24 protein-coding genes and 7 pseudogenes are annotated in these 24,465 nt (G+C 59.0%); 25 read left to right on the forward strand and 6 right to left on the reverse strand.

Features of this window, described 5'->3' with window-relative positions:
• Positions 1–57: 57 nt before the first annotated feature.
• From EH240_RS14705 to EH240_RS14745, 9 genes are all read left to right on the forward strand, one after another.
• Positions 58–501 carry a nodulation protein NolU gene (locus EH240_RS14705; RefSeq protein ID WP_342634085.1) on the forward strand — a complete coding sequence of 148 codons (444 nt, stop codon included), beginning with the start codon at positions 58–60 and terminating at the stop codon, positions 499–501.
• Positions 498–1,121: a type III secretion system stator protein SctL gene (gene sctL / locus EH240_RS14710; protein WP_124999334.1), complete on the forward strand. Its 624-nt coding sequence runs from the start codon at positions 498–500 to the stop codon at positions 1,119–1,121. The genes EH240_RS14705 and sctL overlap by 4 nt, the downstream gene beginning before the upstream one ends.
• 35 nt (positions 1,122–1,156) lie before the next feature.
• Positions 1,157–2,476, forward strand: a complete 1,320-nt coding sequence (gene sctN, locus EH240_RS14715) for a type III secretion system ATPase SctN (RefSeq protein ID WP_167484025.1) — start codon at positions 1,157–1,159, stop codon at positions 2,474–2,476.
• Complete coding sequence (locus EH240_RS14720) at positions 2,452–2,988, forward strand: hypothetical protein (RefSeq protein ID WP_124999338.1); 537 nt, start codon at positions 2,452–2,454, stop codon at positions 2,986–2,988. Before sctN ends, EH240_RS14720 begins: the two co-directional genes overlap by 25 nt.
• A gap of 125 nt (positions 2,989–3,113) precedes the next feature.
• Positions 3,114–4,091 carry a type III secretion system cytoplasmic ring protein SctQ gene (gene sctQ / locus EH240_RS14725; RefSeq protein ID WP_167484026.1) on the forward strand — a complete coding sequence of 326 codons (978 nt, stop codon included), beginning with the start codon at positions 3,114–3,116 and terminating at the stop codon, positions 4,089–4,091.
• The gene (sctR, locus tag EH240_RS14730; protein WP_124999342.1) at positions 4,084–4,749 is read left to right on the forward strand and encodes a type III secretion system export apparatus subunit SctR; all 666 of its coding nucleotides are present in this window, start codon (positions 4,084–4,086) and stop codon (positions 4,747–4,749) included. The genes sctQ and sctR overlap by 8 nt, the downstream gene beginning before the upstream one ends.
• A gap of 29 nt (positions 4,750–4,778) precedes the next feature.
• Positions 4,779–5,027, forward strand: coding sequence for an EscS/YscS/HrcS family type III secretion system export apparatus protein (locus tag EH240_RS14735; protein ID WP_206075270.1), 249 nt, complete (start codon positions 4,779–4,781; stop codon positions 5,025–5,027).
• A gap of 8 nt (positions 5,028–5,035) precedes the next feature.
• Entirely contained in the window at positions 5,036–5,854 is an 819-nt protein-coding gene (gene sctT / locus EH240_RS14740) for a type III secretion system export apparatus subunit SctT (RefSeq protein ID WP_124999344.1), read from the forward strand.
• Positions 5,851–6,888 (forward strand): EscU/YscU/HrcU family type III secretion system export apparatus switch protein, encoded by a 1,038-nt coding sequence (locus tag EH240_RS14745; protein WP_124999346.1) that lies wholly within the window; start codon positions 5,851–5,853, stop codon positions 6,886–6,888. Before sctT ends, EH240_RS14745 begins: the two co-directional genes overlap by 4 nt.
• Positions 6,889–6,946: 58 nt before the next feature.
• On the opposite strand, the gene EH240_RS38955 is transcribed toward EH240_RS14745, so the two are convergent.
• The gene (locus EH240_RS38955; RefSeq protein ID WP_245436050.1) at positions 6,947–7,423 is read right to left on the reverse strand and encodes a TIGR02391 family protein; all 477 of its coding nucleotides are present in this window, start codon (positions 7,421–7,423) and stop codon (positions 6,947–6,949) included.
• A 278-nt stretch (positions 7,424–7,701) separates the two neighbouring features.
• Here EH240_RS38955 and EH240_RS38960 point away from each other — a divergent pair, with 278 nt between their 5' ends.
• The 5 genes and pseudogenes from EH240_RS38960 to EH240_RS14775 all read left to right on the forward strand — a co-directional run bounded on the left by EH240_RS38960 (position 7,702) and on the right by EH240_RS14775 (position 10,820).
• The gene (locus tag EH240_RS38960; RefSeq protein WP_245436058.1) at positions 7,702–7,938 is read left to right on the forward strand and encodes a helix-turn-helix domain-containing protein; all 237 of its coding nucleotides are present in this window, start codon (positions 7,702–7,704) and stop codon (positions 7,936–7,938) included.
• Between the two features lie 86 nt (positions 7,939–8,024).
• Positions 8,025–8,270 (forward strand): hypothetical protein, encoded by a 246-nt coding sequence (locus EH240_RS14760; RefSeq protein ID WP_124999347.1) that lies wholly within the window; start codon positions 8,025–8,027, stop codon positions 8,268–8,270.
• A gap of 13 nt (positions 8,271–8,283) precedes the next feature.
• Entirely contained in the window at positions 8,284–8,553 is a 270-nt protein-coding gene (locus tag EH240_RS14765) for a hypothetical protein (protein ID WP_245436052.1), read from the forward strand.
• A gap of 225 nt (positions 8,554–8,778) precedes the next feature.
• A pseudogene (locus tag EH240_RS14770) lies at positions 8,779–9,599 on the forward strand (IS5 family transposase).
• A gap of 219 nt (positions 9,600–9,818) precedes the next feature.
• Positions 9,819–10,820 (forward strand): hypothetical protein, encoded by a 1,002-nt coding sequence (locus EH240_RS14775; RefSeq protein WP_124999351.1) that lies wholly within the window; start codon positions 9,819–9,821, stop codon positions 10,818–10,820.
• 126 nt (positions 10,821–10,946) lie between these two features.
• Here EH240_RS14775 and EH240_RS14780 read toward each other — a convergent pair whose 3' ends face one another.
• A complete protein-coding gene (locus tag EH240_RS14780; protein ID WP_124999353.1) occupies positions 10,947–11,219 on the reverse strand; it encodes a hypothetical protein in 273 nt (90 codons plus the stop codon).
• A 378-nt stretch (positions 11,220–11,597) separates the two neighbouring features.
• Here EH240_RS14780 and EH240_RS14785 point away from each other — a divergent pair, with 378 nt between their 5' ends.
• The 3 genes and pseudogenes from EH240_RS14785 to EH240_RS14790 all read left to right on the forward strand — a co-directional run bounded on the left by EH240_RS14785 (position 11,598) and on the right by EH240_RS14790 (position 14,541).
• A complete protein-coding gene (locus tag EH240_RS14785; RefSeq protein WP_124999355.1) occupies positions 11,598–12,266 on the forward strand; it encodes a hypothetical protein in 669 nt (222 codons plus the stop codon).
• A 1,717-nt stretch (positions 12,267–13,983) separates the two neighbouring features.
• Positions 13,984–14,154 carry a hypothetical protein gene (locus EH240_RS40340; protein ID WP_483466605.1) on the forward strand — a complete coding sequence of 57 codons (171 nt, stop codon included), beginning with the start codon at positions 13,984–13,986 and terminating at the stop codon, positions 14,152–14,154.
• Positions 14,144–14,541, forward strand: a pseudogene (locus EH240_RS14790) (NAD(P)H-dependent oxidoreductase). The gene EH240_RS40340 and the pseudogene EH240_RS14790 overlap by 11 nt, the downstream one beginning before the upstream one ends.
• A gap of 424 nt (positions 14,542–14,965) precedes the next feature.
• Here EH240_RS14790 and wecB read toward each other — a convergent pair.
• Both wecB and EH240_RS14800 read right to left on the reverse strand, forming a co-directional pair.
• Positions 14,966–16,108, reverse strand: a complete 1,143-nt coding sequence (wecB, locus tag EH240_RS14795; RefSeq protein WP_124999356.1) for a non-hydrolyzing UDP-N-acetylglucosamine 2-epimerase — start codon at positions 16,106–16,108, stop codon at positions 14,966–14,968.
• A 461-nt stretch (positions 16,109–16,569) separates the two neighbouring features.
• A pseudogene (locus tag EH240_RS14800) lies at positions 16,570–17,031 on the reverse strand (IS6 family transposase); the annotation flags it as partial.
• Between the two features lie 264 nt (positions 17,032–17,295).
• On the opposite strand from EH240_RS14800, the gene EH240_RS14805 reads away from it, so the two are divergent.
• The 8 genes and pseudogenes from EH240_RS14805 (at position 17,296) to EH240_RS14840 (ending at position 22,381) form a co-directional block, all read left to right on the forward strand.
• On the forward strand, positions 17,296–18,021 hold the full coding sequence (locus EH240_RS14805) for an FkbM family methyltransferase (protein WP_124999358.1): 726 nt from the start codon (positions 17,296–17,298) through the stop codon (positions 18,019–18,021).
• Between the two features lie 195 nt (positions 18,022–18,216).
• Positions 18,217–18,365 (forward strand): annotated as a pseudogene (locus EH240_RS38965) (IS21 family transposase); the annotation flags it as partial.
• A 194-nt stretch (positions 18,366–18,559) separates the two neighbouring features.
• Positions 18,560–18,685: pseudogene (locus EH240_RS38970) on the forward strand (co-chaperone GroES); the annotation flags it as partial.
• 57 nt (positions 18,686–18,742) lie between these two features.
• A pseudogene (gene groEL, locus EH240_RS14815) lies at positions 18,743–19,233 on the forward strand (chaperonin GroEL); the annotation flags it as partial.
• An 18-nt stretch (positions 19,234–19,251) separates the two neighbouring features.
• A complete protein-coding gene (locus EH240_RS14820; protein WP_124999359.1) occupies positions 19,252–20,022 on the forward strand; it encodes a GntR family transcriptional regulator in 771 nt (256 codons plus the stop codon).
• A gap of 679 nt (positions 20,023–20,701) precedes the next feature.
• Positions 20,702–20,976, forward strand: a pseudogene (locus EH240_RS14830) (IS21 family transposase); the annotation flags it as partial.
• A gap of 133 nt (positions 20,977–21,109) precedes the next feature.
• Positions 21,110–21,547: an IS66-like element accessory protein TnpA gene (tnpA, locus tag EH240_RS14835; RefSeq protein ID WP_124999381.1), complete on the forward strand. Its 438-nt coding sequence runs from the start codon at positions 21,110–21,112 to the stop codon at positions 21,545–21,547.
• Positions 21,548–21,598: 51 nt separating this feature from the next.
• Complete coding sequence (locus EH240_RS14840) at positions 21,599–22,381, forward strand: HoxN/HupN/NixA family nickel/cobalt transporter (RefSeq protein WP_124999361.1); 783 nt, start codon at positions 21,599–21,601, stop codon at positions 22,379–22,381.
• Positions 22,382–22,729: 348 nt separating this feature from the next.
• On the opposite strand, the gene tnpC is transcribed toward EH240_RS14840, so the two are convergent.
• Complete coding sequence (gene tnpC / locus EH240_RS14845; RefSeq protein WP_124999383.1) at positions 22,730–24,208, reverse strand: IS66 family transposase; 1,479 nt, start codon at positions 24,206–24,208, stop codon at positions 22,730–22,732.
• Positions 24,209–24,317: 109 nt separating this feature from the next.
• On the reverse strand, positions 24,318–24,464 hold the full coding sequence (tnpB, locus tag EH240_RS14850; RefSeq protein WP_281035122.1) for an IS66 family insertion sequence element accessory protein TnpB: 147 nt from the start codon (positions 24,462–24,464) through the stop codon (positions 24,318–24,320).
• Position 24,465 lies beyond the last annotated feature (1 nt).

A 24,465-nucleotide genomic window follows, 5' to 3' on the forward strand; every position in this document is an offset into this window, starting at 1 on the left:
GCGGCGACATTAGTGCGGTTGCAGGAGTGTCCCAGGCTCCAGCCAAGACTGGCAGAATTGCTGCTTGACAATGATATGGATTCGGACCGAAGCGGCTGGGAGCCGGATCTTCTGCGCGGACATGATCCGCGTCGGGCTGCTCTCCTCGCCGGGAGTATTTGGCATGCCCGTTCGTTGCGGAAGCTTGTTTCGCAGTCTGACCTCACCGTGTTTATAGAGTTCATCGGCGCTGAGGCGCATGCGTTCGGCATCCGACATGTGGCCCATGCGATCGCAAACAAATTGATCGCGGATCCGGAAAAGCTCGCGCAGCAAATTGAACACGATGGACATGCCTGTCTTGGCGCTTGGCTTAATGACAGGCCGGTGCTTGAGCGTAACCGCGTGTTTCTACGGTTGCCCGTCGGGACCGCTGCCGAGAATCCGGCGCCCGAGCACGGAAATGCGTCAGCCCAGTTGTTTTCGCTTGTGGTGGCCCATTTTGAGATCCCGGCGCGATGACAGCCGATGTTTCCGCAGCGCCCATCCCGCCGCAGATGCGCCCAGTTGGGCCCCTGATACCGGCGAGCGAGCTCCAAATCTGGCATAGCGCCGCAGAAGCTTGTGCCGCGGCAGAACGGCACCAGCAGCGGGTTCGCACTTGGGCACGCGCCGCTTATCAGCGTGAGCGGGCGCGCGGCCATACCGAGGGATTGAATGCAGGGGCTGAGGAAATGGGCCGGCTGATTGCGGGGGCGGCCTCCGAAGTGGCGCGACGAAAGGTGGTTCTGGAGCGGGAGTTGCCGAAGCTCGTTATGGAGATCCTAACGGAGCTCCTGGGTACTTTCGATCCGGGCGAGCTGTTAGTGAGGGCTATTCGTCACGCAATTGAGCGCAAGTACAGCGGCGCGGAAGTTTGCCTGCATGTATGTCCCGTGCAAGTCGATATGCTCGCGCGCGAGTTTGCTGGATGCGACGGGCGGGAAGGCCGGCCGAGGGTTCGGATTGAGCCGGATCCGGCCTTGTCGCCGCAACAGTGTGTGCTGTGGAGCGAGTATGGCAATGTCGACCTGGGACTTGATGCGCAGATGCGCGCGCTGCGCCTCGGCTTCGGGTCACTTTCTGAAGAAGGCGAACTGTGACAAAGCCGGTACCACAGCATAGCAGCCTCGCTGGCATGCCGGCACCCGATCCGGCAATTTCGTCTTTGAGGTCTACGGCAAAGCGAATCGACACGCGCGTCGTGCGCGGTCGGATCACGCGGGCTGTTGGTACTCTGGTCCATGCTGTTTTGCCAGACACTCGTATTGGGGAACTTTGTCTCCTGCAGGATCCGCGAACCGGACTGTCGCTCGAAGCCGAGGTAATCGGTCTGTTGGATGACGGCGTATTGCTCACGCCGATCGGTGACTTGGTAGGCCTGTCCAGCCGCGCAGAAGTCGTGGCCACCGGACGAATGCGTGAAGTGCCAGTCGGTCCCGATTTACTCGGCCGCGTGATCGACAGCCGTTGCCGTCCACTCGACGGCAAAGGCGAAGTCAAAACCGTCGAAACTCGTCCGCTGCGCGGCCGGGCGCCCAATCCGATGACACGGCGTATTATCGAGCGGCCATTCCCGCTCGGAGTTCGTGTTTTGGACGGTCTCCTGACGTGCGGCGAGGGCCAGCGGATCGGGATTTATGGCGAGCCTGGTTGCGGCAAGTCGACGTTATTGTCGCAGATCGTAAAGGGTGCCGGCGCCGACGTTGTTATAGTCGCGCTCATAGGCGAACGTGGACGTGAAGTTCGTGAATTCATCGAGAGGCATCTTGGGGAGGAGGGCCTTCGCCGTACCGTCGTTGTCGTTGAAACATCCGACCGCTCGGCAGTAGAGCGGGCGCAATGTGCACCTATGGCGACTGCGCTCGCGGAATATTTTCGCGAACAGGGGCTATGCGTCGCCCTCATGCTAGACTCGCTGACACGTTTTTGCCGCGCCATGCGCGAAATAGGCCTTGCTGCGGGTGAGCCGCCAACCCGACGGGGCTTTCCTCCTTCCGTTTTTGGCGCACTACCAGGCCTGCTGGAGCGCGCCGGCATGGGTGAGTGGGGCTCAATCACCGCCTTCTATACCGTGCTTGTCGAAGGTGATGGTACAGGTGATCCAATCGCCGAGGAATCGCGCGGTATTCTCGATGGCCATATCGTCCTGTCACGCGCTATCGCGGCGCGGTCGCATTTCCCCGCTATCGATGTACTGCAGAGTCGCAGCCGCGTAATGGATGCCGTCGTTTCTGCGACACATCGCAACGCAGCATCATTGTTCCGAGATCTCCTCTCGCGCTATGCCGACACTGAATTTTTGATCAATGTCGGCGAATATAAGCAAGGCGGCGATCCCCTAACTGACCGGGCTGTCGCGTCGATTGGCGACCTGAGAGAGTTTTTGCGCCAGAGCGAAGACGAGGTGTCGGATTTTGAGGAGACGGCCGCATGGATGTCGCGCCTGACCGCGTGAATGGTATTCAGGCTTCGAGGCTACGGCACCTGAAGGAAATGCAAGAGCATCGAGCCCATAGAGAGCTGTCCAAGAAGGAAGCCCAGCGCCAAATGGCCACCTTAGCCGTCAAGGAGGCTTCCCTGGAGCTTGAAAAGGCACGGCAACATTGCGCAACGGCCGAAGCAGGGCTCTACCAGGAGCTGATGAGGCTCGACAGCTTGTCTAGCGCAACGCTCGACCGTCACCACCTCTATATGGAGCGGCTTGCGGCTGAGATCACTTTCAGACGCCAGATGCTTGATGATGCGCGTATCGCTCAAAAAAATGCCGAGATAGCGGCCTCTGAGACGAGAGACCTATGGGTCACATGTTCGGCGGCAAAGCAGAAATGGCTACAAATCGACGATGACGTGCGGCGCGCCATCGAGATTCATTCGGAAACCGCAGGCGAGATAGAGGCCGACGATGAGATATTGCTCCGCTATGGGAGGCTTTCGCTCGCCCACATGTCGCGCAAGCAGATCCGATAAGCGCAGGTTCTCTGGATGACGCGTTCGTGCAGCTTAGAGCCGCGTTGGTAACCATTGTGGCCAGACCCGCTATATTCGAACCAGCGCTAACACTGTCCCACGTGGTCGCCTCGTGGCTCAATGATATGGCGGCTTCCCGCAGGCCGTTTCAGAGCCGGATCAGCGACAAGCCGCTATCGGTGCGGATGGACGGGCTTGTCTGGCAGCAGAAAACTTGTGCCATTCCGATGCTTGACTGCATTTGGCGCGTGGGACCTGAAATGGTCGTCTTGTCGCTGTCTCGACCACTTGTGGAGGCACTCGTCTCAACAGTGCAAAGTGACCTTGCTTTCCCTTCCGAGCCAACTGCTTCGCTCGTTCTGGAACTTGCACTCGAGCCGCTTATCGCTCGACTGGAGGATGAGACCCAGCAGGAACTGCACCTCGTTCGCGTGCGTGAAGCCACAACAATGGCTCCTTATCTCAAACTGGATATTGTCTTCGGCCCGGTCAGTGGCGAGGGTCGTCTGGTCCTGTTCTCGCCTGTCGATGGCATCGTGCCGTCGGCGTTTTGTGCGTTAGGCGAACTGCTTGGCCGGTTGCCGCGACTGCCGCGTGGGCTTTCCCCAGAGTTCCCGGTCATAGTTGCAGGAGAGATCGGCACGCTTCGCGTTCCTGCGGCGCTTCTTCAAAGAGCATGTAACGGTGATGCTCTGTTACCTGACATATCGCCGCTAGCCCGCGGCCAGATCACCCTATCTGTGGGCCGGTTATGGGCTGGGGCAAATGTTGAGGGCGACCATCTAATCCTGCGCGGGCCCTTCCGCCCGCGATCGCGGCCTTTGGAGAATGCACGTATGACACAACCCGGATCGCAATTAGGGCCGGCGGAAGCCGATCTCGACGATGTCGAGATCGAGCTTGTCTTTGAATGCGGCCGCTGGCCTATCCCTCTAGGGGAATTGAGGAGTGCCGGCGAAGGGCATGTTTTCGAACTTGGGCGGCCGATAGACGGTCCGGTCGATATACTTGCCAATGGACGGTGTATCGGGCGTGGCGACATCGTGCGCATCGGAGAGGAGCTGGGGGTCAGACTCCGTGGCAGATTGGCATGCAATGACTGAGGTTCAGCCGGCAATCCCGGCGCTTCTTGCGGTTACCGCCGGGCTCGGTCTGCTGGTTTTAGCAGTCGCCACCACCACGGCGTTCGTAAAGATATCAGTTGTTCTATTCCTCGTCCGCAATGCGCTCGGGACCCAGACGATACCACCTAACATAGTGCTATACGCCGCGGCATTGATCCTCACTATGTTCGTTAGCGCACCGGTTGTTGAACAAACCTATGATCGGGTCACAGATCCGAAGCTTCATTATCAAACGATCGATGACTGGGTAAGCGCCGCCAAAGCCGGAAGTGAGCCCCTGCGCGACCATCTCAAGAAGTTCACAAACGAAGAGCAGCGGCGATTCTTCCTCTCCTCGACTGAAAAAGTCTGGCCAGAGGAAATGCGCGCTCGAGCCACACCTGATGATTTCGCCATTCTCGTACCATCTTTTCTAATTTCTGAACTCAAGCGTGCGTTCGAAATCGGATTTCTCCTTTATCTTCCCTTTATTGTCATAGATCTTATCGTAACGACCATTTTGATGGCGATGGGCATGTCTATGGTATCTCCGACGATTATATCTGTCCCTTTCAAGCTCTTTTTGTTTGTCGCTATTGATGGCTGGTCAAGGTTGATGCACGGACTTGTCTTGAGTTACGCGATCCCGGGAGGTTGATCATTACTGACTCCAGTATTGTCACACTTATGAGCCAATCGTTGGTGGTTTTCATGATCTGGATTCTGCCGCCGCTCATTGCATCGGTAATTGTTGGCCTTTGCATTGGCATTATCCAGGCGGCAACGCAGATTCAGGATGAAAGCTTGCCACTCACCGTGAAGCTTCTGGTCGTCGTGGCGGTAATTGGCCTGTTTGCCCCTGTGCTGAGCGCCCCGCTCATAGAGCTGGCCAACCAGATCTTTACCGAGTTTCCAGCAATGACACTTGGCTACTAATCGCCGCCATGAATGCGTCATCGGCCGAGATCCAAATCCTGATCCATACCGCTATCGAATTCGTCGTTGCAGCCGGTCTTAGCGCGGCCCGCGCGATAGGAATTATGCTGATTCTTCCTGTATTTACGCGGTCTCAGATCGATGGGCTGATCCGCGGCGGCCTAGCCGTCGCACTCGGCCTACCATGCTTGGCACAGGCCAGCGACGGGTTACAGGCCCTGGCTTCTGAAACACGTTTTATCCAGCTAACTTTGCTCGGAGTGAAGGAGGTTTTAGTCGGCGTGCTACTTGGCACTTTTCTCGGCATTCCCCTATGGGGCCTTCAGGCGGCCGGAGAGTTTATGGACAATCAACGCGGCATCACCAGCCCGTCGGCTCCGGCCGATCCCGCGACGAACAGTCAGGCTTCCGCTATGGGAGTGTTTCTCGGGATCACTGCAATTACGATCTTTGTCGCATCAGGAGGTCTGGAGGCTGTGATCAGCGCCCTTTATGGCAGCTATTCGATCTGGCCCCTGTATCGATTTCACCCCACATTGAGCCCACAAGGAGCAATGGAGTTGCTGGGGCTCCTTGACCACATTATGCGCACGACATTGTTGGTCTCGGGACCTGTAGTGTTCTTTCTGGCGCTGATTGACATATCAATGATGATACTGCGTCGCTTTGCGCCTCAATTCAAGTCGAGCCAACTGTCCCCGGCGATCAAGAATATCGCCTTTCCGATTATCATGGTCACCTACGCTGCCTATCTGGTCGAGGGCATGAAACTGGAGATCGCACAAGCGAATGGCGCGCTTGAGTGGTTCGACAAGTTGCTGAAATGAACGAAACGAGTGAAGAGAAGACACATGCCGCCACCCCAAAGAAGCTAAGCGATGCACGCAAAAAAGGGCAGATACCGCGTAGCGCCGATTTCACCCGCGCGGCCGCCACTTGTGCCGGACTCGGTTACCTTTGGCTAAGAGGGGGCGTGATCGTGGACAAATGCCACGAAGCGCTACTGTTAACCGACAAGCTGCAGAACCTGCCTTTCGATGTCGCAGTCCGGCAGGCATTGATTCTGCTAATTGAACTCACCCTGACAACCGTTGGTCCGCTGCTTGGAACTCTCGTCGCCGCGGTGATCTTGGCCGGATTATTAGCCAATGGTGGATTTGTCTTCTCTCTCGAGTCAATGAAGTTCAACCTTGAGAAAATTGACCCTTTTCAAGGGCTGAAGCGCTTGGCATCTGTGCGGTCAGTCGTCGAAGTTGGCAAGACGCTTTTGAAGGTATTGGTCCTCAGCGCAGCTTTTTCCCTCTCGCTTCTCGGCATGTCGAAGACGATGGTCTATCTGCCGGTCTGTGGCATGGGCTGTCTGGGCATCATGTTTACGGAGGCGAAACTGCTGATCGGGATTGGCGCCGGCGCACTTGTAGTCGGCGGACTGATCGATCTCCTGCTGCAGCGCGCGTTATTTCTGCGCGAAGTGCGCATGACCAAGACCGAAGTGACGCGCGAGTCGAAGGAGCAGGAAGGGACGCCAGAGTTGAAGGGTGAACGACGTCGCATCCGCGACGAGGCGGCTGGCGAGCCTCCGCTTGGCGTGCATCGCGCTACGTTGATCTTCACAGGGGGAGCGATACTGGTCGGTCTGCGTTACGTTCGTGGTGAGACCGGGGTGCCCGTCTTAGTTTGCCGCGCCGAGGGCGAGCCCGCTTCAGTCATGTTTAGTGAGGCGCAGGCGCTACGTATCAAGATTATCGATGATCATGTCCTAGCGCGTCAGCTCATCAGCACAACGAGACTGGGCAACGCGGTTCCTATGCAATATTTCGAGCCCGTCGCGAGAGCACTCTTCGCCGCAGGCTTAGCCTAGCGTGCATCCATAAACCGCTGTTTTTGCGAGTGTTCTGATCCAGTTGCACCAATCGCTGTCACCGACATATCGCATCTGCAACACAATCGCCGCACGCATTTCGCGCGAAAGAAAGATGATTTTGAAATTCGCTAAACAATGGCGAGTGCCGATGTCGCACGGTAAATGCCCATAACCAAACTGACCGGGCTGAATAAAGCGCGACGATACCTCGATCGGTATCCATATAATATTTTTCGGAATGAGTGAAGCGATCTCGCTCGACATCTACAAAGCGAAAGTCTCCAAGATAATCTTTAGAAGGTGGTCGAAACCACGAGCGGACGCGGAAATTGAGTTTTGTAAAGCCAGCTGTGGCCCGCAACGAGACAAGCGACAGCAAGTCTTGGGCGTCCTCCTTCGACATCGTCCAGTTTATCCGCACCTCGTGTGCGGTGGTATTGCGGAACATCCCGAACGTCCCTTTCAGCAGATTGCCGAAGCCCTTCTGCTCGTCCTGCTCGCTCTTAGTCGCGAGGGCGTTGATTGCCAGCATCGGAGGCGTCCCCGAAAACTCTTCACCGCTTCGAGCACGGCGCCCTGTCGACGAGCACGGCGCCATCGTCATCGAGTCCGGTGCGGGACCGCACCTTGGCTGTCGCCGGTAATGGCTGGGGCCTGCCCGTCGATAATCTCCGCTCCGTGATTGCAGAAAGCCAGAGCCTTCGTGAGTCCCTGCTTCGCCATGCCCACGCGTTCCTCGTCCAGTCGTCGCGGACGGCACTGGTCAACGGCCATTCGAAAATCGAGGAACGGCTCGCCCGCTGGTTGCTGATGGTCCACGATCGCGGTGAAGGAGACAAGATCTACCTGACGCATGAATTTCTGGCGACGATGCTCGGCGCCCGGCGTCCCGGCGTTACCACCGCCCTGCAAATGCTTGAATATCGGGGGCTGGTTCACGCCAGGCGCGGCGAGATCACGATTGTCGATCGCGCCGGGATGATAAAACTCACACATGGTGCTTACGGCGAGGAAGAACAGCGTCACTTCGGAATAGCCCATGGCTGAGTGTCCGGTATCGGACAGAAGCTTGAACGGCGCCGAAATTGCTGCTCAAAATCATGTTGGTTAGGGTTTCAGGGAGGAAATTCTCGATGACCAACACTTTTCACACAATCACGGTCGAAAAAGCCGCCGAAGCCTATGTCCTCTCTAGAGGCAAAGCCCACTTCCTCTCCATCGCACAGGCGATCCGTGCCATTCGAACCCTGGTGCCGGCGTGCAAGGCTACCGATCGCGAGTTGGAGGAATTGCTGGCGGCGGCATCCATCGTTCACGGTGTGCCCATCGCTTTCGACGTAAAAACAGCCGATGGCGTAGAACCTCGGCTCCATTCGTAGGCCGGAAATGCTCGTGCTGGCGCAAGCGCCAACCTCGTCGGACGTTCGGCAAGCGATCGTCCGCTATTTAATCGACAATGTCGACCACCCAAGCGTTTCGATATCAGAGGCGATCCGCGCCATGAGGAAGATGTTCCCGCTTTGTGAATTCACGGACTGGGAATTCGGCGATCTCATTGCACGGAGTGCCATTGACGCGCGATTTGCGATTGAATTCGACGCATCTAAACCCGGAAAATTCATGGCAGGTTGGCGGTTGGAGCAAACGGTTGCAACGACGTAGGATTTGGTTACTTAGGCCGATCCTCGCCATGTCCCGGAGACCACACCCGCCATGAACGAACCTACGCTGCCGCTGACCGGTTTGTCATCGGTTCGGAGCAAGTCACTTTCTGGGTGGATCCTTCCTCCACTGGTGATACGCGCCATCGGGGTGCACTGAGAGACTGTTTTGAAAATCGGCTGGCTATGGGCTCCGTCTGAGGCTTGGTTGTGATTCAAGCTTTAGATGTGGACAGAGCAGAGCCGTGGGCGGATGGCCCAGATCGCCAAGAACCAAGCGCTACCCGTCTGATTTGACGGACGAGGAGTGGGAGCAGTTCGCACCACTGATGCCCAAGCCTGGGCGTCGCGGCCGTCCGCGCGAGGTTGATTTCCGGGAGGTGGTCAACGCCGTGCGTTACCTGGTCCGCTCCGGTTGCGGTTGGCGGATGCTGCCGATCCATTTCGGCCCCTGGCAGACGGTCTACGGCTGGTTCCGCGAGTTGGCACGGCGGTTTCTGTTCCAGACCATCGACGACGTGGCGCTGATGCTGGATCGCGAGAGCCGGGCGCGAGGCCACTCCCACGGCTGGCGTGATCGACAGCCAGTCGGTCAAAGCTCCGCAAGCTGAAACAAGGGGTTACGACGCCGGCAAGAAGATTGTCGGCCGCAAGCGACACATTGCCGTCGATACGGATGGGCGGCTGTTGATGGTCAACCTCACCACCGCCGATATCTCCGACAGTGCCGGCGCTCAGGCGATCCTGGATGGTATTCGCAAGCGCTGGCCCTGGGTGAAGCATCTGTTCGCCGACGGCGCCTATGACCGGCTGAAGCTCATGGACAAAGCCACCTATCTCGACTTCGTGGTCGAGATCATCCGTCGATCCGACGACCAAAAGGGCTTCCAGATCCTGCCCCGCCGCTGGGTCGTCGAGCGGACCTTCGGCTGGATGACAAGATGGCGCCGCCTCGTGCGCGACTACGAGCAGCGCATCGATGTCTCGCAAGCCATGATCCTTGTCGCAATGGGCGGCAATCTCGTCCGCCGAAATGCTCATCCGTGAATTTCAAACTGACTCTGAGAAATTCAGGTTAGCAGGACGAGGGCCGTTCCGAGGTGGTCAACTCGTCGTTTGCTCACCTCAGCGGAGACGCATCCCAGGCAGCCAATTCTGCAAAAGGGCGGTTGTTAGTCTGTGATTTGCGGCCCCGTCAGCTTGTCGTCAGTGGATAGGGTCAGCATGTTCCCCGTCTATTAGATCTCTTAAACAGCGAGGTGACCTATGGATCCGAAAAACTTCAATCCCTTCTCTCCAGATTGGCAAAACGCGTACTACGCCATGTTGGCACAGCAGCAGGCAGGACAGGGGGAGCAACCGGCCGAGGCTGCACAACCCGTCTTTGAGCAGCATCTGGAAGAGGCGGGCCAGCAGGACGCCCCGGATTATGGGAGGCGGTATGGGGTCACCCCTCAAGACGCGGCCCTCATCCAGAGGGCGGGTGATGCGGCTCGCGGAAGGCTTAGGAATCGCACCGTAATCGACTATGGTACGGGTCTCCGCAAGTTATCTCAAAGGCTCCAGCAGCATCACAACTTGTCTCTCAATGACCTTGGTGACGAGTCGCTGAAGGCTTATGCTAGGGAGTTGTGTCCGGAGGACGACGGCCGGGTCATGAAAGGGTTGAACATGCTTAGGAAGTACCGCGAGACCCTTGGAGTGGGTACCTCGCGCGCTGCCGAGGGCAGCTCACGCCAGCCAGTGCATCAGCCATCGCCGCAGCATGAGTCATCCCCGTCGCGAGTGTCCAGTCACAATCAAGACCAGCTTTGGGAGGCGTATGATGCGGCCGAGGTGCCGGGGGACGCTTCTCCGCCGCCCAGCGACATTTCGGAGGGATTTTGGATGGGGGTGGATGAAAGGAACGAGTTGCCGCCCCAGAGTTTGACCAACACGTCAGGCTTTTGGCGGGGAATGGATGTGCCTTCGCCGGCGCCAAGCGTCAACCAGCCAAGCCCATCATGGGATCAAGGCGCCGAAGCATCGATTTTTGGGGTAGCACACGCGTCTTATGCGCCTCCGGTGCCTGATCTAGCAATCTACGCCCCCGGCTGGCAACACGGCAATCAGCGCGCGCCTATGCACCTCATGCGCGGAATGCACTACATGGGCGTGCTTCCGAGCCCATCTCAGCCGCAGACAAATTTCACTATCGATGGCGTGCCCTACACGGCGATGTTGGGACCATCAGGCAGGCAAAACGACATTCATCTCCACCGAAACTAAACAAGTGATTGCCGCCCACAAAGAAGATGGAGAAGTAAAACCTGCGTCGGCCCCCGACGGGGCCTACGCAAGCAGGACAACTGCCAGGTCTTCGGCAGTCTGTGGGTGGCCATGCAGGCCGCCAGCCTACCGATCGCCTAGGGTTTGTATCTCCCGCACAGTTGGGCAGAAGATTCCGAACAGCCCAAGAAGTCCGAGATTCCCGCACAGGATCGCGTTCCAGACGAAGCCGCAGATCGCGCTCGAGTAGATCAAGACGGCCAACGCGAGGACGGCGCGCCCGACATGGTTCTGGCCGATGCCGAATGTGGCGATGTGTCTGGCGATGTCGGCGATGTCGGCGATGGTTTCCGCCCCGGCTAGTACCGCAAGCAGGCACAGCAACAGCACCTCAGCCAAGGAATATATCACTTTTGCCGCGCTACCGCGGGTTCGGATCTTTGAAATAGCTCAGAAAGACAACCGTTTCGCCAAGCGCCTCACGATCACACGCCGGCACATCATCCATCGCAACCCCTCCCTCGAAATCAAGGACAACAGGTCCATCATAGTCTCTTGTCACCCGTTACATCACCCGATCGTCCTGACTCAAGGGGTTGCCAAGGGAGAATCGCACTCATAATTTTGCAGGCGCGACAGTCCCCTGCAGCGTTGTCGCGAATAGCGGTCGCGCACGGGGGGTCGTGGGTGCGGCTGCGCTGCGCTGTTTTTCAATCGCGCATAGGGCGCGTTCCTGCTAATCGCCGCTTCTTAACGCAACGCAAAGGTTTTCGTAGCATGGGTACTCGAAATTTCATCGCAGCAGCCTCCTTCGCTATGGTGATGACTGTCTCGTCGCCCTCCGAGGCCCGCACCCCCTTCACCAACGACACCGCCTCTCGCACCCAGACCTTGGCCCTGCTGGAAACCCTCAACGCCGACCTGCTCAGCCACCCTAGCGCCACGCTCACGCTGGAACGGTGGTGCGGTGACCACGGGCTCGCGCTGGAAGCGAAGATCGTCGCCCATCGCGTGAAGGGCGAAGACAAACCGCTGCCGGATAATGCCCGCCAGGCGTTGGGCATCAGCGCTGACGAACCCGTGCACTACCGCCGCGTGCAGCTCGCCTGTGGCGAACTCGTGCTCTCCGAGGCCGACAACTGGTACGTCCCGTCGCGCCTCACATTCGAGATGAACCACGTGCTCGACACCACCGACCAGCCCTTCGGGAAGGTGGTCCAGCCCCTTCACTTCCGCCGCCAGACCATCAGCGCCGAGCTGCTGTGGTCGCCGCTGCCCAAGGGGTGGGAGATGGATGCGCCGTTGCCGGCGGCGGCTAAGGGGGCGCTGATTATTCCCCACGAGGTGCTGCGGCACCGAGCCATCCTCTATACCGGAGCGAACCAGCCCTTCAGCTTGGTGGTGGAGACCTACACAGCCGACGTCCTGGCGTTCGGCCGCCGCTGAAACGCCGCGAACCGCCCCTCCCTCTTTGGCACGGAGATGACAAAAGATCATTTAGTTTTTCACAGTCGAAAGAAGTCGAAACAGTTTCGACGCCGGCACTTGCCGCTGCCGCGTATTCGAGCGCTTCCGTAGTCTCAGGCGCGAAGAGCCGGCGGCGAACGTGCTCCGTCTACGACATTGTGTTCGCCAGTGCCTATTACCCAACGCACTCTCTTTATGCTCGAAGAAAGGCTACAAGGCTTTGCCGCTGAACACTGCCCAGATCGAGAAGATTGACGCGGGGCTCTCATCCATGTCGCTGCCGCTGGTACCGCGACGGCAAGGAGGCCAGCCACAAGATCGTATGACAGGAGAATGTTCGCAGCTTCGTTAAAAAATGCTCGGCGACATACGGAAGCTGTCATTCCAAGGGCGAGGTTCTTGCCGATTAGCTTGGTGTAAGCGGCGGCTTGCTCGGGTTACCTTTCGGTGCGACATGATGCCAAGCAGCAGCACACATCGCGTAGATAGGAAGTGTTCAGCCCTCGTCCCGAGGCGCCTTGGCTGTCGTCCAACAGCATTTGGCGGCAGCCTCTTTTTGGGGGAGTTATCAGTATGACGTAAGGATTCGTTGCCATAGTCCGAATGCGCGGCATTCGCGCGGCTTGTTGCCGATCGAGGGACTCTGTCGCCTGGACGACAACGGATCGACAATATCACGAAGAGCCACTCAGATTGTCGCTGTCCCCGAGATCCGTTCACGGCCGACCTAATTGGCAAACAAAGCAATCTATCGCTCTTATAAGACACTTGCGAGCTTCTGCTCGCGGCTGGCGGCTTCAACGGCCGGCAGAAAAGCGCGGGAATTCAAATCCGGCGCGTCGTCGACGGCGATGAGGCGGCATTGTCCCGGATCCCAGGCGCGATAGCGAAGCGTAATAGATCAGCAGGCTCGACAGAAGCAGGCTGCTGCGCACGATGGCCCAGCCACGACAGGCCGGGCGCAGCGATACCGCGGCAAGCGCCATTTCGATCTAAGATGCGCAGCAAGGTTGGTGTCGGATATATCGTCTAAACGCATTGCTTGGACATTTGCTATACTTCCTTCCCGATCCCGACCGACGATAGTCTTCCCGCATCAACTCCAAGCCGCTGGGCAGCGGCTCCTTTCGGAACTACGAAATTTGCGGCACGCTCTCGGCCCGAGCTGAATCCTCGGGCCGAAACCCTATTGCATGGTTCCGCAAACGCCCAGGCGAGGCTCTAACGGCCATCTGCCAGTCCCCGCCGCTCCGTTCTCGGTCGCGTTGACATGCTGTCGGTAATCGTCTGATGAATGCTCCGCGTCTGTGCCATTTCAGTCTCTATCGTTGTCCGAAAACGGCCGCAACAAGGCGGCGCACCATCTGTAAGACGTGGCCACTCACATCGTCACCGGCCGCGCAATCATTGACAAAAGTGAACTTGGCAAGGTCCGTGACCGCTCGATGGAAGCTGGCCCCAACTAAGCGCGATCAGAGACGGGCGGCACTCGTCGCCCGTTCCTGCTAAAGGCGCCTGCGCATTAGCAGCGTCAGATACGCGATCGCAGTGGCCTGACGCATCAGTTGCATCGAATGAACCAATTGCAGCGGATGTTCCTCAAACTCCATCCGATTGGCGGTTGGTTTTTGAAATCAACTGTCTTTTCAATTTCTACAAATCCATAGTGGCTCTAAATGCTTTGACGGAGCCAGGAATGTCGAAAAAGTTCGCAATAGGGGTTTCGGGCAATCTTACTCGTCCTTCGAAGACTAGGCTGTTCGTCGACCAGATCGTCGGACAGGTCGCGACGAAGATCGGCGCAGCTTCGGCTACTTTCGATATCGAGGATCTCGGCGCGTCCTTTTGCACAGGCCATGCGGCTTAGCGACCTTGATCGATCGGCCCGAAACATCGTCGAGCAATTGTCGAACGCCGCAGTCCTTGTGGTTGGCTCGCCGACGTTCAAAGGCAGCTACACTGGGCTATTCAAGCATTTCTTCGATCTGCTGGAGCCGTCCTCACTCAAAGGAAGCCAATCATCCTCGCGGCAACTGGTGGCGGCGAACGTCATTCCCTCGTGGTGGAACATCGGCTTCGGCCACTCTTCGGCTTCTTCGAGGCATTGACGATCCCGACAGGCATCTACGCCTCCGACCGAGACTTCGCCGATGGCGTCATCATATCCGAAGCCGTCCGCAACCGCACCGAACAAGCCGTTGTCGAAGCCTGCCGGGTGGTTGGAGAGACGGGCAACGTCAGCCTGGCCGCCTAAGCGCGCGGCCGGATGGGGACCGACATCGGCACCGTTGGCCGACAGCAACGCTGCCGAAATCCCGGCGGATAGCACCCCGGCAACGCATCGTCCTGATCGCGAATTTTTATTGTGGCTGAAAAGGAGACTGAAGGTGAGCAAGGTTGGGAAGCTGCGGCTATCCGCTGCTGAGAAACAGGCTGCTGGCAGCCGCCTCACACCGTAGAAACACCAAGAGAACGCCGACCCTGCACCAAATATGCGGAAGATCCCCAGATTGTCGCGCCACAAGAGGTTATGGACCTCGGCAAAGCCATTTTGCAGGCCGGTCGCCGAGAGGCGGTTGCCCCAGGAACTGAGGACGAATCCCTGATCCTTGGGTATGGGCGCTTCAAATCGGAATCGGGGGCGGGCCTCCGCGCCACGCCGCTGATCTGGCGGCCCATCAGTTGGCCAGCTGCGACTCGCGCGCGGTGTGCGCAGCGAAATATCTCGCGATTGCACCGATGACCCGAGTTGTCGCCTTTCCATCGCCGTAGGCGTCCACGGGCTGGGCCATCCGTGAATATTCGTCCGGATCGCGTAGCAGCCGGGTCGCTTCACTCACGATGCGGGCGGTGCTGCGGCCCACAAGGCGCGCCGTGCCAGCTTCGACAGCCTCCGGCCGCTCGGTGATGTCTCTTAAAACAAGCGTCGGTTTGCCGAGTGAAGGGCCTTCTTCCTCTGCGCCGCTGCTGTCCGAGATGATGATGTCCGCGCGCAGCATAAGGCTGCAGAAATTGCGGTACGGCAGAGAATCCACCACCGTAATATTCGCCTGGTTGCTTAAATAGGGCAAAATGACTTCGCGCACTGCCGGGTTCTGGTGCAATGGGATGATGACACGCACGTTCTCCTGACATGATAGCTGCACAAGAGCTCTTGCGATCTCGTGCATCGGTGCGCCCCACGATTCACGCCGATGTGCTGAGGCGACCACGATCCGCCGCGATTCGTTCTTGAGGTCGGCAAGCGCTGGCTCGGCGAAGGCGGGGGCATTTTCGGCCGCCCAGTGAAGGGCGTCGACGACCGTGTTCCCGGTGACCGTGATACGATCCTCAGCGGCACCTTCGCGGAGAAGGTTCTCGCTGCTACGAATCGTCGGCGCCAAGTGAAGATCCGTTATCTGGGCGACCAGGCGCCGATTGGCCTCCTCTGGATATGGCGATGCAATGTTGCCGCTACGCAAGCCCGCCTCGATATGGATGATTGGAATACGGTGCTGGAAGGCGGCCAGGGCTCCCGCCAAGGTGCTCGCGGTATCGCCATGAACGACTACTGCGTCGATCCCCCATTGTTCTATTTGCCCGGAGAGCCTTTCCAGGATTCGATATGTGACCTGCGACAAGGTCTGGCGAGGTTGCATGACGCTTAGTTCGATGTCGGGTCGAATACCGAATTCCGCTAAAGCAATATCCAGCATCTCGCGATGCTGCCCCGTGGAAACAACGAGGGGCTCGAACCTGCGGTCGAGCTTCATCGCGTTAATTACTGTGGCGCATTTAATCGCCTCAGGACGAGTACCGAAAATAAATGCCACCTTGGGCATGATCGTCTCTCCAAATAAATCTGAGCGCGCTCTCTGCTAGTGTCTTGCGTGGCCTCGGGGCGTCGGAGACCGCAGTCGCCAAGGAATCGCATAAGGGCGCCAAAGGCGCCATCCATCAGGGCCGAAGCGAACCACGTCTTGTCCAATCACAGCGGACGACGAGGATGTCCCCTTCCCATAGTACGCGATCTGACGCGGATCGCCTTCCTCCATCGCGACTGACCCCGGCATCAATGATGGCGGCAATTGCTGCCGCCACTCCTCAACGAGGAGGCACAAAACTCGTGCCACATTGGCTGATCGAGCTGAAAAACAATTAGTGATTGCTTACAGTTACTTAGCAAACAGGAACAAAAGATTGCCCAACCGGACTTCGTGTCACGGGCCCGACAAAGCCGACACACGACGGCGACGAACAGCAAATCGCTGCGTCGGGCAAGCTGGCCGCAATTCGGGTCGGCTTTCGACCGGCGCTGGGAGCAATCCTGTGATCGACTTGTGGCATCGCAGGAAGCAATGGCTTTCCGGTTGGTCTGCCTGCGTCGATGACGATGCGATCGGCACAGCCATGGCGTGCCAACGCTCTTGTGAAGAAACGCTTGGCGGTCGGCAAATCCCAGGATTCACCGAACCAGAACTCGACGGTGTCGCTGACGGTGTCGATGGCGCGATAAAGGTCCATCCATCGCCAGCGGACCTTGATGTAGGTCTCGTCCGCACGCCATTTGCCGGTCACGAGGCGCTTGTGCCGCATCAGCAGCAGCGCGAAATGAACGACCCAGCGATGGATCGTTGAATGATCGACACTAATGCCACGCTCCGCCATCATTTCTCGACGATCGCGCAGGCTCAGTCCGTAGGCCAAATGCGAGCGAATGCGAAGCAAGAACAACGGATTGGTCGAAATGGCGGCCTTTGAACATCTCAACTCTCCGAGGAACACCGGAGCCCGATGGCCTGATTGCCAAAAACTTTGCAACCTCCTCGGCAAGTCGCCGGACGGTGGCGCCGATGTCGCGAACCCGACAAAAGTGTCGCGGCCATTCCAGCGGGCGCACGTGTTTCACGCTTGTTAAGTAAGGAGCACCGCATTCGGCACGTGGCGCGCCGATTGCAGGGATTATGACAGGAGCCGTCGCGACAACCGGTCGTAGCGGTCCCCTGTCCAATGCATTGGAGGTCGAGCTATGCTGTCCCAGTTTGAAAACCAGTCCATAAACCAAGAGGTCGCTAGGCGCAATCTGCCGAACTCTCGGATAAAGCACTTCGCGCCGGCTAGTTACGCACAAGCCGGAGAAGATGTTATTGTCGAAGGAATCTTGGCTGCAAAACTATGCAAGAGTAAAAGATCTTGGGCCAGCGTGTTTTATGTCGATATCGGCGCTAATCACCCCATTTCTACCTCAAATACCTTTCTTATGTACCAACGGGGCGCGCGAGGTGTTCTGGTTGAACCCAATCCTGAATTGGAAGCGCTGATCAGGACTGCTCGCCCGGAAGACGTTCTCGTTCGCTCCGTTGTCTTGCCCGCTCCGCAAGCGTCTGCGACGCTCTTCATCGGAAACGCCCATGAGCTTTCGTCGGTGGATAAAGCGCACGTTGAAAGTTTCGGGGACTTCGACGGTATAGGAGGTATCCGAGAACATATCGAGGTGAGCGCGATCGGTATCAATGAACTACTGGCCCCTTATGCCAATAAGATCGATTTCTTATCGATCGATTGCGAAGGACTGGATCACGATCTCGTCAAGGCCATTGACTACGAGTGCATCAGACCTGCTGTCATCCAATGCGAGCCAAACGAGCATTATCTAAAGGGCAATAGGGATCGGATCATCAATGTAATGGAATGCAGATCATACCGGCTTGCTGCAATGACTGACATCAACGTCGTGTTCGAGCGATTGGTTTGATGCAGCGGCCCAAATCAAACGCGTCATTGAACGTACACCAAGCCTCCCAGCGTCCGTCCTTGGGTGCTGCGTGGCAATCAGATGGAAGCGCATATTGCCGCATGTAGCGTAAGCGGCAGCTGAGGCCATTCAGCGCTGGGAATTCCATGGCACGAGGGCGTCGATACCGCTGTTTGGCCATGCCTTTGGATCGGCCACTATCTTGTCGAGCCGGTGGCCTGCACTCCAGCGTCGGGTTGGGAGAAGGGTCGGGTCGAGAACCAGGTCAGGCTGGGCGCGAGCGCTTTTTCACGCCAGGGCTGGGCTTCAAGAACCTGGAGGAACTCAACGCCTTGCTGCTGGAGACGGCCTCAGCTCCATGTCCCGCGAGCGCAGGCCCTGAACGCGCCGAAGACGTATTTCATAGGCTCAGGATAGGCGCAAAATTATCCGCATGTGCGCGCGATCCCGAAAAAGGGTCGCGCGAGCCCCGCACCAAGCCCTGTCGGTCCGAATCGGCGTAGCCTGTTGCAATCTGTTTGTCTTGGAGGACAACGATATGACGTTCCGTTCATTGGATGATCGCATCCTCGTCCGCCGCATCGAAGCCGACGAGAAGACGGCCAGCGGCATCACCATTCCCGACATCGCGAAGGAAAAGCTGCAGGAGGGCGAAATGTTCGCCGCCGGTCCTGACGCACGCAATCAAACCGGCCAGCCTAAGCCGCTGGACCTCGAGGTTGGCGGCCGCCGTAAATCGATGCTGGAGGATATCGCGATCCTGACTGGCGGCACCGCTATCAGCGATGATCTCGGTGTCGACGGCGCCGGCAAGAAGGAGCAGTTCCAGGGGCGTGTCACCCAGATCAAGGCGCAGATCGAGGAGACCACCTGCGACTATGATCGCGAGAAGCTGCAGGAGCGGCTGGCCGAGCTCGCCGGCGGTGTCGCCGTCATCCGCGTCGGCTGCTCGACGGAGGTCGAGGTGAAGGAACGCAAGGATCGGGTCGACGGCGCCATTCATGCCACGCGTGCCGCGGTCGCCGCCGACAACGCCGACCAGAGATACGGCCCCGAAATCGTGCGGCGCGCCATCGAAGCTCCCGCGCGCCAGATCGCGGAGAACAGCGGCGCAAACGGCTCCACCGTCATCGGCAAGCTGCGCGAGGCTGTACCTATGGCTCGGACGCCCAGACCGGCGAATTCGGCGATCTCTTCGGCCAGGGCGTGATCTCGGCTTAAGGAGACCGCATGGTTCAGCCCGGTAGAACTCCATTTCATATTCAGCTCGCGGATATCATTCGGCATCAGATCGAGAGCGGGGTCTTCAATGCTGGGGATCAGCTCCCCACTCAGATGGAGTTGATGAAGCAGCATGAACTCAGTAGCAATACGGTGCGACAGGCGGTGCTTGCCCTTGTCGCTGAAGGCTTGCTTTATCGACGCGCTGGCAAGGGGACGTTCGTTGCCAAGCGTCACATCGGCCGGGACCTGCTCACTTTTTCAGGGTTTTCGGAAGAAGCGGTAGCTCGTGGCTTCCGGCCGGGTACCAGGCATGTGTCGGTCGACTGGCGTTCCGCTGATGCGGCGGTTGCAGCCGCACTCAACGTGCCGACCGATGAGAGTGTGCTGACCATCGAGCGCGTGCAAACGATCAACGATGAAGTCGTCGCGGTTGAGACGGTTTCGTTTGTCGCGGCAATCGGACGCCAGATGGAAAAGCGCGACCATGCCGACATTTCTTTCACCGAGATTCTCGAGCGGCAGCTTGGTGTGGCTCTTGCGCGAGCCAGACAGGAGATAAGGGCCGGCACCGCGCATGCCAGACTGGCAAAAGCACTCGACGTGTCGAGCGGCACTGCGGTGCTGCAAATCGACCGTACCGCCTTCGACACGAACGATCGGATTATTTACTTTTCGTCCTCGTCCTACAGGGCGGATCGCTACATTTACACCGGCTGGATCGAACGAAAGAGCGCCTTGGTTACTCAACCACGCCAATTAATCGGCCGGAGCAGATGATGCCTGCGAAGGGATGTGTTACAAAGTTTCAGCTAGCCAGACAGCGTAGATGGTGGTTCGCCTTCAGAAATAGAAGGGACGCGTGGCCTGATCCATTTTCATCTGAAGCCTCATCTTCAGTTTTCCGAGCAGATCACGCGGTACCGCATTGCGTCACATTCCCTTCGCCAGGAGGGAAAGGAGGCGCTGCTCCCTCTCCCGTGCAAGGCGAAATTCGGTCTCCCCGTCCTTCCTTCGCGCGGCCAGGGCCGCGCTCCGTGCAGGATCGGCGCCGACCCTCGGCTTCGCCTTCGGGCGGGTGATGCCCCTCCGATTTGTCCCCTTGCCCCGTCTCCCCCCTGTTCCGCACGAGCTCGGGAGCAGGAGCGGGGCTCCTGCCCTTCGAGCAGACCGAAACAATCATCGTTCCCCCTAACAAGCTGGATCTGGACCCTAAGAACGTCCGCAAGACCTTTAGCGCCGAGGGCATCACGGCTGGCAGGGAACATCAGGGCCGATGGCTACAGGCTGTTGCAAAACCTTGTTGTCAGGAAGGGCGACAAGAAGGGCCGCCATTTCGTGACCGCTGGCGGGAGGCGTTCCGCGATCTGGCGGACGAAGGCAAGTCGGTCCCCGACATTGCCGCACGGTTCGGCACGACGGAAACGATTGTGCGCCGCCGCCGTGCCCTTGGTCGCGTCGTATCCGACGCAGATTAAAGGCGGCGCATGACGGCGATCGGCAGATGGTGTCGATCCTGGCCATGTGTTGACCGACGGCATCGATGCCGTGGAGACTGCCTGCCAGGAAGCGCTCGATCAGAATGTCTGCTCATCCGCCGTCATCATCAACATCCTGGCGCGACGGCGCGATCCGGCACCGGCCGTCACCATCCTCACCCCGGACGCACTTCGCCTGCAGCATGAGCCGCAGGCCGACTGCGCCCGCTACGACAGCCTCAGGAGGGCAAGCTGATGGAACGCACCCAGGTTTTGGAACTGATGGGAACGCTGAAGCTCTATGGCATGCGGGTGCGACACCGTTCTTTGCCGCCGCCGCATTTTTGCGTAAGCGGTGCACCAAGGCACCTTGCAATAGGCCGATGAACATGGAGCTTTCGCGCCATGACATTGGAACATGCAAGGGGCGATTTGGTCGCCGAGTTAAGCGGCATCGCGCCGGCCGAAGATCGTGCAACGATGCCCGGAGGCTGTGGAGTTGCGCCGAGAAGCGCGCGTTGGTCGACCTAGCGAGCGCGGCGGGGTCGTCGGTGACCGAGGTCGCGGAAGCGTTCGGCGTAGCTCCGTCACAGCTCTATACCTGGCGCAAGCAGATGGCCGGCGGCGAACTCGATGCCGATCAGGCGATGGCGACCTTCGCGCGCATCGACGTAAGCGATCTGCCCGAGGTCGAACGCCCCGTCGCCGATTGCCCGGACCCGGCCGGCAGGATCGTCGTGGCCTTTCTGAACGGCGCGCGATTGCGGATCGACGGCACCGTTGATCCGACAGCACTGCGTATCGTCCTGGCGGAGTTGACCAGGTGATCACGGTGGTGCCGACCGGACCAGATTTTCCTGTGCTGCGGCGCTACCGATATGCGCCGCGGGATCAATAGCCTGGCGCGGATGGTGCAACAGGTGCTCATCCTGGCCTCGATTGCGATCGCGGCGTCCGCCACGATGATGCAAGGCAGGCTGTACAAGCTTCACCACATCGGCGGCGTGATCGGGGCCAGCTTGTCGGCATTTTTCCTGCTCATGATTGGGATCGCCAATCTGTTCATCCTCAAGGGCATATGGCTGGCTTTCATTAGGGCGCGTCGCGGCGAAAACTTCGTTGAAGAAGACCTCGACGGCCTGCTTGCCGGGCGCGGCTTGATCGCCCGCATTTTCCGCCCGCTGTTTGGCATCGTGTCTCGCTCATGGCACATGTATCCGATCGGATTTCTCTTGGCCTCGGCTTCGACACTGCCACAGAAATTGGCCTGCTCGGCATTCCGCAACCCAGGCAACACTGGGTGCTTCATTCTGCTCTTTATGATCTTTCCAGCTCTATTCACCGCTGGCATGTCCATCATGGACACAACGGATAGTTTCCTAATGACCGGCGCCTATCGCTGGGCTTGTGTCAACCCGGTGCGAAAGCTTTGGTATAATCTCGCAATCACAGTTGCTTCAGTGGTGATCGCGATCTTTATCGGCTCGATCGAAGCGCTGGCGGTCGTCGCGGACAAACTTGGTTTACAAGGTAGATTTTGGGGAGGGATTGGCGGGATCAATGACGACCTTGCCACGTTCGGCTATGCGATCGTCGGCATCTTCGTCGTCAGTTTGCTCGTCTCGATGATCATCTATAGGACGAAGGCTACGACAAAATGAGACTGGAGAACACATAAACCACGATTGGCGGTGGTGATCTCGTCGGGATAGCACTGAGTTTCGCCGGCACCCGGTGGTCGTCGGCCCAGTCCCGGTCATCAGCGCCTGTACGTTACGCAAGAGCATTCGATGCGTAGCGGCATCGATGTCGGGCAGCGTTTCCGAGAAAAGTCAATTTTGATCCTCAGCGACACGATAGGCAATTGTAGCATCGGCTTGACGTACAGGAGGAGCGGTCGAACGTGGTCTGAGTAGCAACGGAGCAGAAAACCTACTATGGATTTAAGGGCTGGTCAGCAGCATCTGCGTTTAGTGGTTCGCGAAGGGGTCTCAGTGTAACCGCTGTTCTCAGGCCACGGCCTTGAGCGGCGCGGGGGCATAGGCCCAGGGCAGCAGGTCGTCGAGCTGACTTTGCGGATGGCCTGCGACGATGCGGGTGATGACGTCGGCGAGGTAGGCGTACGGGTCGACGCCGTTGAGTTTCGCGGTCTCTACGAGCGAGGCGATGGTCGCCCAGTGCTCTCCACCGCCGTCGGAACCGGCGAAGAGCGCATTCTTCCGATTGAGGGCGATTGGCCTGATCGAGCGTTCGACGACGTTGGAGTCGATCTCGACGCGGCCGTCGTCGAGGAAGCGACCAAGTCCGGCCCAGCGCGAGAGCGGGTAGCGGATTGCTTCGGCGAGCTTGCTCTTCTGGCTAACCAGGGCGAGCTTCTCGCGTAGCCATGGCTGGAGGGTATCGATGACGGGGCGGCTTCTCTCCTGGCGGGCGGCGCGCCGCTCTTCGGGCGAGCGTCCCCGTATCTCGCTCTCAATCCTGTAGAGCTCGGCGATGCGCTGGAGCGCCTCTGTGGCGATCGGCGCGGGTCCGGACTGGGCCAGTTCGTAGAACCGGCGACGGACATGCGCCCAGCAGAACGCCAGGCTCACGGCATTGCGCTCGGCCAACGCCCGGTATCCGGCGTAGCCGTCGACTTGCAGGATTCCGAGGAAGCCCTGAAGGTGCCGCAGGGGCTGTTCGGCCTTGCGGTCGGGCGCATAGAGATAGGCGACGCCGGGCGGATCGACCCCGCCCCAGGGGCGATCGTCGCGCGCATAGGCGAACAGCTGGCCCGTCTTGGTTCGGCCGCGGCCGGGATCGAGCACCGGCGCCGTGGTCTCGTCGGCGAAGAGCTTGTCGGACGCCTTCAGCCGCTCGAACAGCCGCTCGTGGATGGGCCGAAGCAGGAAGGCTGCCTTGCCGACCCAGTCGGCGAGCGTGGACCGATCCAGGTTCACGCCCTGGCGGGCATAGATCTGCGCCTGGCGATACAGGGGAAGATGGTCGGCATACTTCGACACCAGCACGTGGGCGACGGTCGCTTCGGTCGGGATGCCCCCCTCGACGAGGCGCCCCGCTGCGGGCGCCTGCACCACGACCTCCTCGCAGCTCCGGCAGGCATACTTCGGTCGGCGCGTGACGATAACGCGGAACTGGGCCGGCACGATGTCGAGGCGCTCGGAGCGATCCTCCCCCATGATATGCAGCATTCCCTTGCAGCACGGGCAGATCTTGTCGGGAATGTCGATGATCTGCTCGATACGCGGCAGATGCGCGGGCAGTGACCCACGGTTGGCGCGGCGCTTCCTGGCGCGAGCCTCGCGCTTGGCAGTATCGGCGGTGTCCTCCGCGGCGAAGCCTTCGGCCTCGACCTGCTCGGCCTCTTCCAGGCCCAGCAGCAGCTGCTCGACCGGCAGGCTCTCTGCCCTGCGGCCGAAGCGGTGGCGCTGCAGTTCCTTGATGATCTGGCGCAGCCGCTCGTTCTCGGCGCGCTCCGCCGCGAGCATCGCCTGAAGCGCGATCGGATCGTTGGTCTGAGGCTCGGCCGGGTTGCTCACAAGTCCGATTCAATCATGCATTCCAATGCTTTGCCAGCGCCTCTAGCCTCCCATGGAATCAACTTGCCGCGACCGGCGCGCGCGTCTCGCGGGCGTCATGCACGCGCCGCCAATCCAACCCTTCCAGGAGCGCCTGCAATTGCGCCGCCGACAATCTCACCACGCCATCGGTGATGGCAGGCCAGCAGAACTTCCCGTCCTCCAGA

Origin of the sequence: Mesorhizobium tamadayense (assembly GCF_003863365.1) — a bacterium.
Lineage (GTDB): Bacteria > Pseudomonadota > Alphaproteobacteria > Rhizobiales > Rhizobiaceae > Mesorhizobium > Mesorhizobium tamadayense.

Excerpts from the sequence above, each read along its gene's own strand:
- wecB (WP_124999356.1), bottom strand. The coding sequence starts at position 16,108 with ATGCCCAAGGTGGCATTTATTTTCGGTACTCGTCCTGAGGCGATTAAA.
- EH240_RS14805 (WP_124999358.1), top strand. The coding sequence starts at position 17,296 with ATGCTGTCCCAGTTTGAAAACCAGTCCATAAACCAAGAGGTCGCTAGG.
- EH240_RS14785 (WP_124999355.1), top strand. The coding sequence starts at position 11,598 with ATGGGTACTCGAAATTTCATCGCAGCAGCCTCCTTCGCTATGGTGATG.
- EH240_RS14775 (WP_124999351.1), top strand. The coding sequence starts at position 9,819 with ATGGATCCGAAAAACTTCAATCCCTTCTCTCCAGATTGGCAAAACGCG.
- EH240_RS14720 (WP_124999338.1), top strand. The coding sequence starts at position 2,452 with ATGGATGTCGCGCCTGACCGCGTGAATGGTATTCAGGCTTCGAGGCTA.
- sctN (WP_167484025.1), top strand. The coding sequence starts at position 1,157 with ATGCCGGCACCCGATCCGGCAATTTCGTCTTTGAGGTCTACGGCAAAG.
- sctR (WP_124999342.1), top strand. The coding sequence starts at position 4,084 with ATGACTGAGGTTCAGCCGGCAATCCCGGCGCTTCTTGCGGTTACCGCC.
- EH240_RS14820 (WP_124999359.1), top strand. The coding sequence starts at position 19,252 with ATGGTTCAGCCCGGTAGAACTCCATTTCATATTCAGCTCGCGGATATC.
- sctL (WP_124999334.1), top strand. The coding sequence starts at position 498 with ATGACAGCCGATGTTTCCGCAGCGCCCATCCCGCCGCAGATGCGCCCA.
- tnpA (WP_124999381.1), top strand. The coding sequence starts at position 21,110 with ATGGAGCTTTCGCGCCATGACATTGGAACATGCAAGGGGCGATTTGGT.
- sctQ (WP_167484026.1), top strand. The coding sequence starts at position 3,114 with ATGGCGGCTTCCCGCAGGCCGTTTCAGAGCCGGATCAGCGACAAGCCG.
- EH240_RS14840 (WP_124999361.1), top strand. The coding sequence starts at position 21,599 with ATGCGCCGCGGGATCAATAGCCTGGCGCGGATGGTGCAACAGGTGCTC.
- sctT (WP_124999344.1), top strand. The coding sequence starts at position 5,036 with ATGAATGCGTCATCGGCCGAGATCCAAATCCTGATCCATACCGCTATC.
- tnpC (WP_124999383.1), bottom strand. The coding sequence starts at position 24,208 with ATGCTCGCGGCGGAGCGCGCCGAGAACGAGCGGCTGCGCCAGATCATC.
- EH240_RS38960 (WP_245436058.1), top strand. The coding sequence starts at position 7,702 with ATGGTCCACGATCGCGGTGAAGGAGACAAGATCTACCTGACGCATGAA.
- EH240_RS14760 (WP_124999347.1), top strand. The coding sequence starts at position 8,025 with ATGACCAACACTTTTCACACAATCACGGTCGAAAAAGCCGCCGAAGCC.
- EH240_RS40340 (WP_483466605.1), top strand. The coding sequence starts at position 13,984 with ATGTCGAAAAAGTTCGCAATAGGGGTTTCGGGCAATCTTACTCGTCCT.
- EH240_RS14745 (WP_124999346.1), top strand. The coding sequence starts at position 5,851 with ATGAACGAAACGAGTGAAGAGAAGACACATGCCGCCACCCCAAAGAAG.
- EH240_RS14735 (WP_206075270.1), top strand. The coding sequence starts at position 4,779 with ATGAGCCAATCGTTGGTGGTTTTCATGATCTGGATTCTGCCGCCGCTC.
- EH240_RS38955 (WP_245436050.1), bottom strand. The coding sequence starts at position 7,423 with ATGCTGGCAATCAACGCCCTCGCGACTAAGAGCGAGCAGGACGAGCAG.